General features: G+C 46.2%; 9 protein-coding genes and 1 pseudogene. 8 read left to right on the top strand and 2 right to left on the bottom strand.

Annotation, left to right across the window (positions count from 1 at the left end; all coding sequences use genetic code 11):
* Positions 1 to 144 precede the first annotated feature (144 nt).
* Positions 145 to 1,140, top strand: coding sequence for a GlxA family transcriptional regulator (locus LZG72_RS04125; RefSeq protein ID WP_233867893.1), 996 nt, complete (start codon positions 145 to 147; stop codon positions 1,138 to 1,140).
* On the opposite strand, the gene LZG72_RS04120 is transcribed toward LZG72_RS04125, so the two are convergent.
* Complete coding sequence (locus tag LZG72_RS04120) at positions 1,137 to 5,699, bottom strand: carbohydrate-binding protein (protein WP_233867891.1); 4,563 nt, start codon at positions 5,697 to 5,699, stop codon at positions 1,137 to 1,139. The two genes, LZG72_RS04125 and LZG72_RS04120, sit on opposite strands and share 4 nt — an antisense overlap.
* A gap of 176 nt (positions 5,700 to 5,875) precedes the next feature.
* On the opposite strand from LZG72_RS04120, the gene LZG72_RS04115 reads away from it, so the two are divergent.
* On the top strand, positions 5,876 to 6,403 hold the full coding sequence (locus LZG72_RS04115) for an O-acetyl-ADP-ribose deacetylase (RefSeq protein WP_233867889.1): 528 nt from the start codon (positions 5,876 to 5,878) through the stop codon (positions 6,401 to 6,403).
* 10 nt (positions 6,404 to 6,413) lie between these two features.
* Here the strand turns inward: LZG72_RS04115 and LZG72_RS29280 are convergent, their stop codons facing one another.
* Complete coding sequence (locus LZG72_RS29280) at positions 6,414 to 6,680, bottom strand: filamentous hemagglutinin (RefSeq protein WP_304488634.1); 267 nt, start codon at positions 6,678 to 6,680, stop codon at positions 6,414 to 6,416.
* Positions 6,681 to 6,791: 111 nt separating this feature from the next.
* Here LZG72_RS29280 and LZG72_RS29315 point away from each other — a divergent pair.
* The 6 genes and pseudogenes from LZG72_RS29315 to LZG72_RS04070 form a co-directional block, all read left to right on the top strand.
* Positions 6,792 to 6,977 (top strand): annotated as a pseudogene (locus LZG72_RS29315) (type II toxin-antitoxin system HigB family toxin); the annotation flags it as partial.
* A 132-nt stretch (positions 6,978 to 7,109) separates the two neighbouring features.
* Positions 7,110 to 7,496, top strand: a complete 387-nt coding sequence (locus LZG72_RS04095; protein WP_233868871.1) for a helix-turn-helix domain-containing protein — start codon at positions 7,110 to 7,112, stop codon at positions 7,494 to 7,496.
* Between the two features lie 121 nt (positions 7,497 to 7,617).
* Positions 7,618 to 7,893: a helix-turn-helix transcriptional regulator gene (locus LZG72_RS04090; RefSeq protein ID WP_233867887.1), complete on the top strand. Its 276-nt coding sequence runs from the start codon at positions 7,618 to 7,620 to the stop codon at positions 7,891 to 7,893.
* Between the two features lie 148 nt (positions 7,894 to 8,041).
* The gene (locus LZG72_RS04085) at positions 8,042 to 9,151 is read left to right on the top strand and encodes an efflux RND transporter periplasmic adaptor subunit (RefSeq protein ID WP_233867885.1); all 1,110 of its coding nucleotides are present in this window, start codon (positions 8,042 to 8,044) and stop codon (positions 9,149 to 9,151) included.
* Between the two features lie 14 nt (positions 9,152 to 9,165).
* Complete coding sequence (locus LZG72_RS04080; protein WP_310590541.1) at positions 9,166 to 13,620, top strand: efflux RND transporter permease subunit; 4,455 nt, start codon at positions 9,166 to 9,168, stop codon at positions 13,618 to 13,620.
* A 166-nt stretch (positions 13,621 to 13,786) separates the two neighbouring features.
* Positions 13,787 to 14,836, top strand: coding sequence for a M48 family metallopeptidase (locus LZG72_RS04070; RefSeq protein ID WP_233867883.1), 1,050 nt, complete (start codon positions 13,787 to 13,789; stop codon positions 14,834 to 14,836).
* Positions 14,837 to 14,870 lie beyond the last annotated feature (34 nt).

Raw genomic sequence — 14,870 nt, 5'->3', positions numbered from 1 at the left:
ACAGGAATTTAGGAAGGTTAGTATACTTGTCCATGCATCCGTATGGCACTTCATGATAAAGAACAAATGGGGGTATTTGAGACAAAAATTTCTATATTGGCAGCCGCTTCGTCCAAATTCGTCTGCAATTAATCCATCGTTCACATGGTACAATTAGGTCTTTTAATTACAAACAGACATCGTTTATTAAGTGTTGCCGCTCTTCTGGATGTTTTCGAATCCGTAAATAATTTTTATGAAAAGGCAAATGAGCCTGCTTTTTTCAACATTAACCTGCTTTCCCAGGATCCCCAGCCGGAAAACTATTATGGATCGTATGAGATGAAATCCATTCACTCGTCGCCGCAAATGGACCTCATTCTTGTGCCCGCATTTGGGGCGGGAGATCTGGCAGTATCGATTACAAATAATAAAATGTTCATTCCCTGGCTGTGGAAACAACACCAGAATGGCGCCGAAATCGCCAGCTTTTGTACCGGAGCCTTTTTACTCGCAGCAGCCGGATTATTAAATGGAAAAGAAGCGACGACACATATTGACTCCGCCCAGGCACTTGCGTCCAATTTTCCGGAAGTAATCATGAAAAGTGATGCCGTCGTTACCGATGACCGGGGGATTTATACCAGTGGCGGCGCGACGAGCAGTTTCCATTTGATGTTGTACCTCATCCGGCAGCGTTGCGGAAAAGACCTCACGCTCAAAACCGCTAAAATGTTCGCGATCGATATGGATCGTGAGCAGCAAACCTATTTCGGAACGTTTGCACCCAAACAAAATCACGGCGATGGATTGGTGAATATGGCGCAGCAAAAAATTGAAAAAGAATATCAGGAAGGAAGTACGATTGAGACATTAATCCAGGATATTCCTGCCAGTCGACGCAATGTGGTTCGTCGATTTAAGCAAGCAATAGGAGTTACTCCGATCGAATATCTGCAGCGAACCAGGATCGAGGCAGCCAAAAAATTATTAGCCCAAACCGATCAGAGTGTGCTCGAAGTGATGCTGAATTCCGGGTATAACGACCTCAAATCCTTTCGTCAGTTGTTCAAAAAAAGTACCGGAGTTACACCGAAGGAATACAGGGATAAATTCAACATCGCGCGGCTCGACAGCGGCAGCAGAATGGCCCGGATCTAGTGTAATTTGGCGACTTTTCTGAACGAATGCTCCTGCTCCTGGCTCACCTGAACAATGTACAAACTCGCCGGTAAATTCGAAAGGTTCACTTTGTGCGAAAACTTACTACCTGTCTTGTTAATCAGAGATTTGTAGTGAAGTCTGCCTGAACTTGCGTCAAAAACCTTGATCTCCACACTACCAACGATCTGGTTTGACAAATCCACGCTGATGAAATCGGTTGTCGGGTTGGGATACACAGTCACGGCGACATTGGTCTGATCTTCAGTAATCAAAACGGGGGCGGCACTTTCTGTTGCTGCCGTTCTTGCATTCGACGGGTTGCTCCCGATGACAAAGATCGGCGTTTCGCCAGCAATGACCTTCACTTTTCCATTCGTAATCGGAAGTTCCTGCAATGCCATGGTAGTACTTCCAATTCGTGGCGTATAAACCTTTGCAACCCCGTTTCCAGCGAGATTGAGCTCGTATTCTTCTGTTCTTCCGATTTCATCGGGCACAGTCAGTACGAAAAGCGATGTTCCGTTCAGCTCATAGCGATCCACGATCGGGTCATTGTGCAAGGTTTCTTTGTATAAATATTCACCAAACTGTTTTTTTACCTGATATAAATAGTCAGCGGCGGGCCTGCGGGTGTTATCCAGGTTGAGCAAGCCGGTCGTTCCGAACATGCCTGCACTTGCATTGTCGTCGTACATCTGGTAGTAGAAAACTTTCTCGATACCTGCACGCGCAGATACCAGTGAAGTTCTCAAAATCCAGTCGGCCTGCGTGTGCAGTTCCGATTTGTTACCAATCGGGATTGCTTTCAGCGGACTTCCCTGATTGACATCATACCCTGTTTCGGAAAGCCATACCGGCATACCATTCGATACTTCATGCGATGTTTTTACAAAATCGTCCATTACCTTCCGCGCCGCCGGTATTTCGGGATACGAGCCCCGGCCCGACGTTCCGCTTTGGGTCATGGATCCATTATCAATGTACAAGTGGAAATTGACGATATCCCAGCACAAGTTTACGGTGCCATCCGCGTGGTAGCCACGAAATTCTTTGCACCAGTCCACCATTCCTTTTACATAATCCGGGCCTGTTACCAATCCAGCGATCACGACGTTCATATTCGGATCTGCATTTTTGATCCCGACACCTGCACCCATTGTATTTTTATGTCCGTCATAAAATGCAGATAAATTCGCCGCATATTCCCGCGCAGTCTGGTAGCCTTTTCGTCCTTTCCACCATTTATCACGCTCATTATCACATTCCATGTATTTGACCAGGTTCAGGCCGATTTTTACCTCGTTCGGCGTATCATGGTTCCAGCGAGGAGTATTGTGCGTACTCACCAATGCAGGGTCGACCATTGCATTGCTGCCATAACGTGCTGCATATTGAAAACCTACTCTGGCCTGTTCAATGTAAGAAAGCGGGTCGCTGAAATCTTTTCCAAAACGAACGGGGACATTCTCACTATCCTTCTCAGACGGCGGATAAGTGTCCAGCATCCAGTCTGGTAACGTTTTCAGGCAGGCCAGGACTTCGATGTTTTCGGCTTTGCAGCGTTCATAAATCACATCGTAATTCCAGCCGCCGGCTATCGTCGGATTGAAAGAATATGATCCTTCCATATGTTCCAGCTTTTGCCAGTCCATATAATGTCTGAAACCGCTGAAACTTTTGGCCATTTCCATCATCGGTTCATGGATCTTGCCCGGATCAATACCAAGTTCAAAATTCCATTCATATCCATTTACGCCGAAAGTATCGCCCAGTTTGACCGATTTGTGCGGCACGGGGGCAGCCGTTTGTGTCGGCGGGGTATAGGAACCATACAGTTCTATTTCAGTCGGATTGATTCCTTTGATATTTAATACCAGGTATCGGATGTTTCCAACGGCCGTGGGCAGTTTGAATTTTGCATTGCCGGTTGCATTGTTATCCGGATTTGGGCCGACCCAGCCATTGTACTCATATCCTTTAAATGAGGCAATCTGAATGCGTTCCCACTGATCCGTAATCACCGAGAGTGTGAATGGATTATCCGGGGTGGAACCTTCCAAATCAAAGAATTTGATACTTTCAATGCTCATTTCCTCTCCTTCAAGCAAAGGATAATATGCCTCGTATTCATTCAATATCTTCCCCCAGCCGGTATGGAGATTTACCTGTGTAACCCCGTCGAAAAGCGCCTCTAATGTAAATGCAGCGTTGGTCAGCTGGTACCAGCGTTTCCCGTCGATCGCAATTTTGGCGGCGCCGGAGGGAGACGATGAATCGACAACCAATGTCTGCGAAACTTCCACGTTCGAAAATGAGGTAGTGGCAATTTGTGAAGCAGTAATGGATGCAGTCCCAATGCCCGTAATAGTTGCTTTCCAGCTGCCGCCCACTTTCGCTACCGAAACGACCGCATTGTTGGAAGAAGCAAATTTGATCTCCGTTTCGTTATTGGTACTGGTGGCTATGAGGTCAAAAGGAGCATCGGAAACGGTTTTTGATACGAATGCGCCAAACGAAATGACGGGTGCGGGTTTCGGGAGGTTATTACCCGGTTGTGCCTCAAACCAGTTGAAATTAAAACCTCCACGATTCACATGAAGTCGGATCAGCTGATTTCCGGCAGGTAGCGACGCCACGGTACTGATCGTTTGATAAGTCTGCCAACCGCCGGTCCAGGGAATTTCTATTTGTCCTAAAATGCTGCCCGCACTGTTTCTGATCTGCAGATTTCCGCCCCCATTTGCCGTCGCGACACGAAAGTGGAAGGTATAAGTCCCCGCAGCCTGCACGTTGACATGATAGTCCAGCCAGTCCCCGTCGTCAATACTACCAATATTTAATGCACCATCTGCATCGCCGGTCGTTTCCAGATTCACCGAAGTCGTTCCGTCAAAATTCTCAGCCTCTATTTTTCCGGGTAATGTTTTGGTCAAAAGCGGAACTTCACCTGCAATCTCGATCCAATTTAGGTTGAATTCACCTTGTGGGGCAATGAGGCGGATGGTGTGATTTCCTGCTGATAAACTCGCGGTTGTGCTCACGGTCGCGAAAGTTTGCCAGCCGCTGGTTTTAGGAACACTCACCTGCCCGATCACAGGCCCGGCAATGCCGTCTTTAATCTCAATGACGCCGTTCCCCCAGCTGTTCGCAACCCGGAAATAAAAGGAATAAGTACCTGTTTCGGGAACGATGATGTTGTAGTCGAGCCAATCGTTGTCGTTGATGGAGCCGACATGCATTCCGCCGCCCACATCCTGCGTATTTTCAGTAGTCACATTGCTGGCGAGATCGAAATTTTCTGCCTCAATTTTGTTCGGCACCGGTGTCCCGCCAAGTGTCGCCTCTAACCAGTTGAAATTGAATCCGCCCTGATTTGTATACAGTCTTAAAACCTGCTGGCCTGCCGTCAGATTGATTGTTGTTTCAATGGTATTATAAGTCTGCCAGCCGCCGGTCCACGGAACATTTATTTGTCCCAAAACAGCTCCGGCAGCATTTTTCACCTGCAGATTGCCCGTACCATTTGCAGAGGCGACACGAAATCCAAAATTGTAACTTCCGGAATACGGCACATTCACCTGGTAGTCCATCCAGTCCCCACTATCGAGACTGCCTATATTCAAACCGCTGCCGGTATCACCGGTCGTTTCTATTTCAATGCCGCTGATTGCGTGAAAATCCTCACTTTCAATCTTTCCCGGAAGATTTTTCGCGAATTGCAACGGAGAAGCTGAAACGTGAAACCAATTTAAGTTGAATGCACCCTGCGGCGCATGAATGCGGAGGATATGACTTCCTGCCGATAAGGTTGCAGTAGCGCTTACCGTCACGAAATTTTGCCAGCCGCCGGTCCTCGGGATACGTACATTGGCGATTGCCGGGCCATAGTTGTCAATAATTTCAATATTTCCGTTGCCCCAGGCATTCGAAACCCGGAAAAAGAATGTGTAAGTGTTAGAAGAAGAGATGTTTACATTGTAATCCAGCCAATCCTGATCGTCAATATCCGTCACATGCATGCCGCCTTCCAGGTCGGATGTGGATTCATTTCTGACATGACTGGCCACATCAAAATTCTCGGCTTCGATCTTGCCCGGCAAAGTCACCGATGCTGGCGTTGCCTCAAACCAGTTGAATGAAAACACACCTTTTTCGGCGTAAAAACGTAGTGTCTGATTTCCGGCAGGTAATGCCGCGAACATCGTTACCGTGGTCCAGCCCTGCATTCCACCGGTTCGGGGAAGCACTTTTTGCGCAAGTACCGTTCCATCGGATGAATTGATTTGCAGAGTAGCCTGGTCGCTGAAACCGTTCGCAATCCTGATTTTGAAAGTATAAAATCCTGCTGTGGGCGCATTGACCTGATAATCGACCCAACTGCTATCGTTCATCCAGCCCACATCCATGCCACCTCCCATGTCTTCGGAGGTTTCCGTTCCCGCGCCATGAATGGCGTCATAGCTCTCAGCTTCAATTTTACCCGACAGCGCGCGGTATGTTTGCGCAAAGGCTGATACACTGAATACGGTTAACAACAAGAGTAAAATATATTTCATAGAGAAGAGGATGAAAAGCGATTCAATATAGTAATTATTCGTACTTCTAGAATTTATGCTATCGAAGATTCCATGATGTGTTGTAGCGATTGAGCCGGTGTGCTATCGAACCTTTACAGACGAACTCATTTGTTCAGGAATGGTATTTTCAGTGTTTGAGAAAATAAACACATGAAATGGACCGGATCAAACTTATTAAAGGAGATATCACGCAGTTGCAGGTTGATGCAATTGTAAATGCTGCAAATTCGTCACTAATGGGAGGCGGCGGTGTGGATGGGGCAATTCACCGGGCAGGCGGGCCAGAAATATTGAGAGAATGCAGAAAAATAGGAGGTTGTAGAACGGGTGAGGCGGTGATCACAACAGCCGGCCAAATGCCAGCCAAATTCGTCATCCACACGGTTGGGCCAGTATGGTATGGCGGTACGAAAGACGAGGCCGAAAAACTGGCTGATTGTTATCGTAATTCCCTCGGATTAGCGGTCAGGAATGGTTGCAAAACCATTGCGTTCCCAAATATCAGCACGGGAGTTTACGGCTATCCCAAACCAGAAGCTGCGCAAATAGCTGTGGAAACAGTGACGCAATTCCTTTCCCAAAATGAGCTCGTCGAATCGGTGATTTTTGTTTGCTTCGACCAGGAAAATTACCTGCACCTCGCAAAATTTCCCGAGGTGAAAGCGGCAGATATGGATTCCTGACAAGATGATTTCAATTAAAGGCGGGAATATCGGGTTCACCGCCCGGATCACGTAATGGTTCCACTTCCGGAACAACGGGTTCTATCGGCGGCATTTCGGGAGTAGGTTCCACCGGTGGGGTTTCCGGATCTCGTTCAAAAGGCGGGGTTTCTTCCGGAATATCTCGGGAAGGTACCTCCGGGCGTGGATCGTAAGGTGGCGTTTCGTCCGGTGCAGCCGGGTCATAATCGCTGTGACTATGGTCTAAATACACGGTTGCGAATTGGTAAATGTCCATGATTTCAGGTTGTTGATGAAGTGTAATGCGGGTATAAAATAACTGTGCCTGAGAGGCACTTACACAATCCAGCTATTTTTCATTTTTTGAAATATTTTTTAAAAATGAAAAATGATAAATTTGTTAATGGTTATTATTGCTAAATCCACACTATCCGATTTTGTTAAGTTACATCCTGACGCGGCTGATCCATTAAATCACTGGTATCAACTCACCAGAAACAGTAGTTGCGGAATGTTCGCTAATGTTAAAGATTCATTCAACTCCGTCGATGCGGTAGGAAATGACAGATTTGTATTTAACATAAAAGGAAATTATCACCGCCTGGTAGCGATGATCCATTTCAGTAGAGGACTGTTTACATCAGGTTTGTGGGTACGCATCTGGAATATGACAAGATCAATTGTTCGAAAATTTAAACACAACGTTATGCTTGATAAGATTAGGAATGATGGACAATACAAACAGTTGATGAAGCTGATTGAAAATTACATTCAAAAAGCAACAGAGTTGGGGGGCTTTCATGGGCTGAGTGAAAATGAATCGGAGGAACTACATAAGTTGACATTACTGGCAGAAGATTATGAGGATAATGTTCTCAATGTGATGCCATTGACGGTTACGATTAATGTGATCGTACAGCAAAAAATCAATGAGCTCAACATTACGCAGGGCAAATTAGCCGAGATGTTTGGGATGGGGCAGGCAAAGATTTCCCAGATACTGAACGGGAAACGTGAACCCGACGTCCCTTTTCTCAAAGCCATCCACCAAAAGCTCGGCATTGACGGAAATTTTATTTTGGATCGGGTGTAGTTGAGGGAAGTTTTTGAGATTAACCTAAAAAAAATTCAACTTCGGGAATTATTCTTTCTTCGGAAATGTAATGTCCGCACGGTACAATATTAATATATTCAAATTTATCTATATATCGGTCATGGAGGTTCGGAAAGTGGAGCGGATATCGAAAGCATTGAGTGATCCAAGCCGCATTGCTATTTTACAGCAGTTGAAGGAAAAAGAAAACTGTTTGTACTGTCACGAAATCTCCGACTTCATCGACCTAACACAACCCTCTATTTCACATCACGTAAAACAACTATCAGATGCCGACCTGATCGTGGTGGATAAAGAAGGTAGAAATGTGAAATATAAACTGAACGAAAGTGTATTGGACGAATATGTACAATTCCTGAATACGCTGAAAGTTTAAAATTTTTTACCCGAATATATTGATACATTTCAATATATTAATAAATAAACCAACGGTTACATAGGCCTACGCCAGACCTGGCAAGTTTTCAAAACTTGCCGAGTCTAATCAAACAAATCGACACATTTAAATATTTAAATAAATACTCATGGACAAAACAATTCACTCTGCCAAAATCGTGTCAGGCCTGATCATTACAGGCGTGATACTCTTATCCGTATTCATAAAAGGATACACATCCGAAGACGGTGTTCCGAAGAAAGCCGCCGTTGAAGTCTCGAAACCATCGGGCGTCCCGGCGCCCGGCGTCCCGTCGACCGGCGTTCCGGTCGACGGTCAAGTACTGCGCTCCGAATCGCTGAATGATGAAATGACTGTTTCCGGGACGTTGCTGGCTTATCAGGACGTCAGTATTACCAGTGAGCTGAACCGTAAAGTGGTTTCCGTTCTGGCCAAAGAAGGAAAATTCGTCACCGCCGGAACGCTGCTTTTCAAGCTCGACGATTCAGATCTGATCGCTGAAATGGAGCAATTGAAACAGCAGGAGAAATTGGTTATCCTGAACGAAAAACGATTTAAAGAACTGATAGACAACGAAGCGGCAAAACAACAAGACTATGACGAAGCATTTACAAATCTGAAAGTCCTTCAAGCCAAAATCGATCAGCTTAAAGTTGCCATTTCAAAAACCAGCATTCGCGCGCCATTCAGCGGACATTTGGGAATCGTGAACGTGCATACCGGAGCATATGTAACTCCCGGCAGCCCGCTCGCGCAGCTTACCGACAACAGCAAGCTGAAAATCGACTTCGCGATTCCTGAAAAGCATGCGAACACATTGAAAACCGGTGACGAGATCGAATATCACGTAGAATCAGATGAAAAAGCCTATAAAGCCAAAATCATCGCGCACGATGCAGGTCTGGACCAGCAAACACGTACACTGCTGATGAGAGCGGTGAGCAACAACAGTAACCGCGAGCTGCTGCCCGGACAAAGTGCCAGACTTACCTTGCGTTTATCCAATACCGGTAATGCGCTAATGGTGCCAAATCAGGCATTGATCCCATCTTCGAAAGGGTACAGCGTGTATGTTGTCAACAATCATAAAGCAAGTTTCAAATCCATTGAAGTGGGCCAGAGAAATGCGTTTTCAGTGCATGTGATCAAAGGTTTGGCTCCCGGTGATACCGTGGTGACCAGCAATATGCTCCGTTTGACGCCTGGTTCCGATGTTCAACTGGTATCTGTTCATTAAAAAATCTATTAGCAATGAGTGCAATTTCACAAGTAAGCATTTCCCGGCCTGTATTGGCCGGGGTAATGTCCGTACTGCTTATACTTTTCGGTATTGTAGGCTATAACTTCCTGGGAACCAGGGAATATCCAGTAACCGATTCGCCAATTGTAATGGTAACCACGGTGTATCCCGGTGCCAGCGCAGACATTATCGCTTCTCAGGTCACAAAACCTTTGGAAGAAGCCATCGCAGAAGCAAATGGCATCCGTGCCGTTTCCTCCACTTCCCGCGAGCAGGTGAGTATTATCACCGTAGAGTTTGAATTAAATGCGGATCTCGAAGCGGCTGCAAATGATGTTCGGGACAAAGTTTCGAAATCACGTCAGCAACTGCCCACCGATATTGAGCCTACCATCGTAGAAAAAGCCGGTCCGGCCGATTTTCTGGTGTTTCTAACCGTTCAGAGCAAAACCAAAACGCTGGAAGATGTTACCGATTTTGTTAATATCAACATTAAGGAAAGACTTCAGTCCATTCCCGGAGTGCGGCTCGTGGATTCTTATGCCGGCCGCAAACGAGCCATGCGTTTGAGAATGGATCCGGTAAAACTGGCTGCCTACGGGTTAACGCCTGCCGATATTCAAACTGCTTTGCAACGTGAAAATGTAGACTTACCAAGTGGCCGGATCGAGGGCCAGAACACGGAAGTTACGTTACGTACACAAGGTCGTTTGGTGACCGAGGATGATTTTAATAACATGATCCTCCGGGAAAATGGAGGCGCAATCGTTCGGTTTAAAGATGTGGGACAAGCTGTGATGTCGTCTCAAAACGAACGCACTGCGATGATCATTTACAATGGACGCACCGCCGCTTATGGCGTGGGTACGGGCGTAAGTCCGCAACGCGGAGCCAACTCTCTGGCGATTGTGGACGAGTTTAAAAACCGTTTCGAAGAGATCAAAAAAACAGCCCCGAAGGAATACGAAATCGCATTGGGAAAGGACTTTACCGTTCCCGTCCGTAATTCACTTTCCGAAGTAGAAGAAACACTTTTGCTTGCATTCGCATTGGTTTCGCTGATCATATTCGTCTTCCTCCGCGACTGGCGCAGTACGCTCATTCCACTGCTCGCAATCCCGGTTTCCATTATTTCCGCATTCTTCATCATGTATGTGGCTGGCTTTTCGATCAACGTACTGACACTTTTAGGTCTGGTACTGGCGATTGGTCTGGTGGTGGATGATGCGATCATTGTTTTGGAAAATATATATAGCAAGGTCGAACAAGGCATGTCGCCGGTCCAGGCGGCGCGGCTCGGGTCTAATGAAATTTACTTCGCAGTAATTTCCACGACGATCACATTGGTCGCGGTATTCCTTCCCATTCTGTTTTTAGGTGGATTAACGGGCCGTTTGTTCAAAGAATTTGCCATTGTAGTGGCTGGTTCTGTCACAGTTTCCGCTTTTGTTGCATTAACACTCACACCGATGATGAGCGCCTATTTGCTCAAATCCGGCACTTCACATAATTGGCTTTATAAGAAAACTGAACCGTGGTTCGTAGCGCTGAACAATGCGTATGCAAGCTCATTGTCGGCATTTATGAAAGTCCGCTGGCTCGGTGTGGTGTTACTGCTTATCTCATTCGGGGTCGCATTCTGGCTCTCGCCGAAACTTCCGTCTGAACTTGCTCCGTTGGAGGACAGGTCGATGATCGGACTTGCGGTCATTGCGCCGGAAGGAACTTCGTACGAAAGTATGGAGGCGAGCATGAAGGAGATCGGTAACTACATCAGTGATTCCATTCCCGATTTGAACGAGCAACGAACTTATACCGCCGTCGCCGCTGCGGGAGGCACATTGGCCCAACCGGTGAATGGCGGTTTTCAATGGATATTTTTGAAAGAGCCAAAAGATAGAACAAGTGGGTTGACACAAGCGCAGATCTTTATGAAACTGGTTATGGCTACCCAGCGATTCAGAAATGTGCTGATCATTCCGATCCAGTTACCGACCATTGGTGGCTATGGAAATACCCAGCCTGTGCAGTATGTGATCCAGGCGCCGAGTTTGAAAGGTTTGATCGATGTAATGCCGAAACTGATGACACAGGTGGGAAGTAGCAAAAAACTGACTTTTGCAGACGCCGATTTCAAGATCAACCGTCCCGAAATCAGCATCAGTATCGATCGTCAGCGGGCTGCCCAGCTCGGTATTTCGACCCAGGATATTGGCCAGACTTTACAACTTGCATTAAGTAGCAGACGATATGGGTACTTCATTTTCAATGACCGGCAGTACGAAGTAATCGGTCAGCTCGATCGCGAAGACCGCTCGGCACCGTATGACCTGAAATCCCTTTACCTGAAATCAGGAAGTGGCGAAATGGTGTCACTGGACAATGTTACCAAGCAAAATGAGGGCATTAGTCCACCGGCAATTTACCGTTACAACCAATCTTACAGTGCTACCATTTCTGCAACTCCGGCTGCGGATGTGAGTCTCGGAGAAGCAATTCAGGAATTGGATAACATCACTTCCAAAGAATTGCCCAAAGGTTTTACGACTGCATTGGCCGGACAAAGCCGCGATTATTCCGAAAGCAGTTCCAGTCTGATTTTTGCATTCATTTTCGCCATTATCCTCATTTACCTGGTTCTGGCAGCCCAATTCGAAAGTCTGGTCGATCCGTTTATCATTCTGTTAACCGTTCCTATGGCATTAACCGGGGCATTGTTAAGTCTCTGGTTTACAGCTCAAACCGTTAATATTTTCAGTCAGATCGGGATCATTATGCTCATTGGTCTGATCACTAAAAACGGCATCCTGATCGTGGAATTCGCAAACCAGAGCAAGGAAGAGGGTCAAAGTACATTTGAAGCTGCCAAGATCGCCGCCGTATCGCGTTTCCGCCCGATCTTAATGACGACTCTTGCGATGATTTTCGGAACATTACCAATCGCATTGTCACTCGGAACATCGTCCGGTAGCCGGCAATCGCTTGGTATTGTGGTAGTTGGCGGATTGATTTTCGCGGGTGTACTTACCCTTTACGTGATCCCGTCCATTTATTCGTATTTATCCAGACCATTAAAAAAACATCAGGATGAGTCGAAACCGGAAAATGTGAAAGAAAGCTTGCTACACGGCAGCGCAGTGAGTGTTTTGATCGCGATCATGACTTTGACACCGTTTTTTGCCAAATCACAAAATCAGTCGCTTTCCCTGGAACAGGCCATTGAGCAGGCTAAGCTTCACAACCGCGAACTGCGCATTGACTCCATTGGAATACAGAAATCGTCGCAGCAAACAGCTATAACAAGAGGTTTGATGATGCCAAATATTAGTCTCACCGGACAATTTCAACATTACTTTCAAAAGCCGGTTTTCTTTGGGTTAAATGGAAATTCATCATCTTCTGAACGCATTGATTATGCACGGTTCGGAGGTGAGGACCTCGCGGGTGCCCAGGTTTCGTTGGTTCAGCCGATTTACAATTCCGGCGCCCGCCACGAAATCCAGCGAAGAAGACTTCTGGAAAAACAGAGTAAGCTTATTTTTCAGGAAAAAGAGGTAGATGTCGTGGCGCGGGTGAAACAGAATTATGTGCGGATACTGGTTTTGGATGAACGTTTGAAACTCCAAAAAGAAAGCATCCTGCGAAATCAGAAAGCTTTAAATGACTCGAAATATCTTTTGGCACAAGGTAAAGCATTGCGCGTGGATACCTTGCGTGCCTACACGTTGGTCAAAAATCTGGAGCCGGATGTTTTGCGACTGACTTATGCGTTACAGATCAGTCAAACACAACTTCGGAATTTGCTGGGCGATGTTTCGGAAACGGATTATAAACTTTCCGATCAGCTTCAACTCAGTCCGGCCGATTCAATTCCATCTGAAACGGGTACATACAGATTATCGGTGCAACAACGGCCGGATTTACAGATCCTGACCTTAAATAAAGAGATTAATGACAAGGAAATTGATCTGTATAAATCAGCCAGACTCCCGGTTGTGAATTTTATAAGCCAGTATCAGTTACAGACGCAGACCAACCAGTTCCGGTTTGGAAATGCGGGATACCCACCGGTTTTTTACGCCGGAATTCAGTTTGCGATACCCATTTTTAATGGTAACCAAAATGTGAACCGCATTGCGCTGGGCAAGATTGAAAGACAACAAGCCGACGTGATTTATACCAATGCGCAGGAAAACCTGAAAGCTGAAGTAAAACAGGTTTTGGCCGGTTTGGTAGAGAGCTCTGAAAGGATCAAAACCCAGGAAAACGTTTCGAAAACGGCTGAACTCAGCTATTCCATCACCAAATATCGGTACGAAAAAGGAGTAGCGACCCGGCTGGAACTGATGGATGCCGAATTTGCATTAACCACCGCCAAAGCCAATTATCTGGAAGCCGTTTTCGATTATCTGTCCGCCAAAATCGAGCTCGACAGGGTTTCCGGAACCGTTAAAAACGAATTATAGTATTTGCCGATGCCATCAGCATCAAGTTAGGGATTAAGGTTGTAATGCAAATACCGCGGGATGCTTGTCCCGCGGTATTTTTTTGATTAAAAAAATCGATATTGACCTGACGTTTCGAATATGATCCGGTTTCATGCAAAGTTTTCCTATAAGATTTAGTGATGGAATGACATCGTTTGCGCACGATGCGACGCTGACACTCATGCCCGATCACTGGCTGATCCATTATACGGAGCAATCCGGTGTGATGCAGTATGCGAGGTGGGAGCTGGCGCGCATAGCTGCCGATCCGAATTTTACCAGTACCCTTTTTATTTTCAGGTATACTGATTTTCATTTACAGACCATTGAATGCAAAGAAGAGGATCTACCGGAGTTGTTACGAGGAAAGTATCCTTCGGTTGTGTTTTTCAAAAAGCAGGGTTTAGGTCGTTTTTGGGGCAGTAATGCATTTTTTGTTATTTTATTAATCACCATACTTGGCTCACTGGCTTGCTTTTACTGGTATGGACTTCCTTATTTTTCTCAAAAAATTGCCTCCCGCATTCCCCAGGATTTCGAAACAAAAATCGGCGATTCACTCTATGAACGTGTTATTGCAGGTTATAAAGTAGATGAAAAGCTGACTTCGGGAGTTAATGATTTCGCCAAATCCATTGATTTTAAAACGACCTATCCGGTTAAAGTAACGGTTGTTAAGGAAGACCAGGCCAATGCATTTGCGCTGCCAGGCGGACACATTGTGGTTTTTGACAAAATACTGGAAGGGATGCGGACGAAGGAAGAATTGGCTGCGCTTCTGGCACATGAAGTGGCGCACGTCCACTACCGGCATTCATTGAAAAGCGTGTCGCGAAGTCTTGGCAGTTACTTGTTCATTTCCTTAATATTAGGCGATGTGAGCGGGATTGTGGCCGTGCTGGCCGAAAATTCGAATATGCTGATAAATCTAACGTACTCGCGGGAGCTGGAAACCGAGGCAGATCGGAAAGCAATGGAAACGTTGGAAAGTAACGGAATCAGTCTTAAAGGGTTTGTAGACCTGTTTAAGTTGCTGGAAAGCCACGGCGGCGACTCAGGTAGTGTTGAAATGCTGAGCAGTCATCCACTAACTGGTGAACGCATTGCAAATGCGAAGGCACGTGCGCGTGAGCAGACAAATATCGGAGACCAGTCTGCATTGCAGCAAAAATGGCTGAAGTTAGGCGTGAAGTAGTTCTAAGCTCCGCATGGCACTGTTTTTGTGACGA

Origin of the sequence: Dyadobacter sp. CY323 (assembly GCF_021390245.1) — a bacterium.
In the GTDB taxonomy this organism is placed as follows: domain Bacteria; phylum Bacteroidota; class Bacteroidia; order Cytophagales; family Spirosomataceae; genus Dyadobacter.
Note: the sequence above shows the minus strand (reverse complement) of the source record. Positions and strands in the feature narration are given on the sequence as shown.

Excerpts from the sequence above, each read along its gene's own strand:
- LZG72_RS04120 (WP_233867891.1), bottom strand. The coding sequence starts at position 5,699 with ATGAAATATATTTTACTCTTGTTGTTAACCGTATTCAGTGTATCAGCC.
- LZG72_RS04080 (WP_310590541.1), top strand. The coding sequence starts at position 9,166 with ATGAGTGCAATTTCACAAGTAAGCATTTCCCGGCCTGTATTGGCCGGG.
- LZG72_RS04090 (WP_233867887.1), top strand. The coding sequence starts at position 7,618 with ATGGAGGTTCGGAAAGTGGAGCGGATATCGAAAGCATTGAGTGATCCA.
- LZG72_RS04115 (WP_233867889.1), top strand. The coding sequence starts at position 5,876 with ATGGACCGGATCAAACTTATTAAAGGAGATATCACGCAGTTGCAGGTT.
- LZG72_RS04085 (WP_233867885.1), top strand. The coding sequence starts at position 8,042 with ATGGACAAAACAATTCACTCTGCCAAAATCGTGTCAGGCCTGATCATT.
- LZG72_RS04070 (WP_233867883.1), top strand. The coding sequence starts at position 13,787 with ATGACATCGTTTGCGCACGATGCGACGCTGACACTCATGCCCGATCAC.
- LZG72_RS04125 (WP_233867893.1), top strand. The coding sequence starts at position 145 with ATGGTACAATTAGGTCTTTTAATTACAAACAGACATCGTTTATTAAGT.
- LZG72_RS04095 (WP_233868871.1), top strand. The coding sequence starts at position 7,110 with ATGCTTGATAAGATTAGGAATGATGGACAATACAAACAGTTGATGAAG.
- LZG72_RS29280 (WP_304488634.1), bottom strand. The coding sequence starts at position 6,680 with ATGGACATTTACCAATTCGCAACCGTGTATTTAGACCATAGTCACAGC.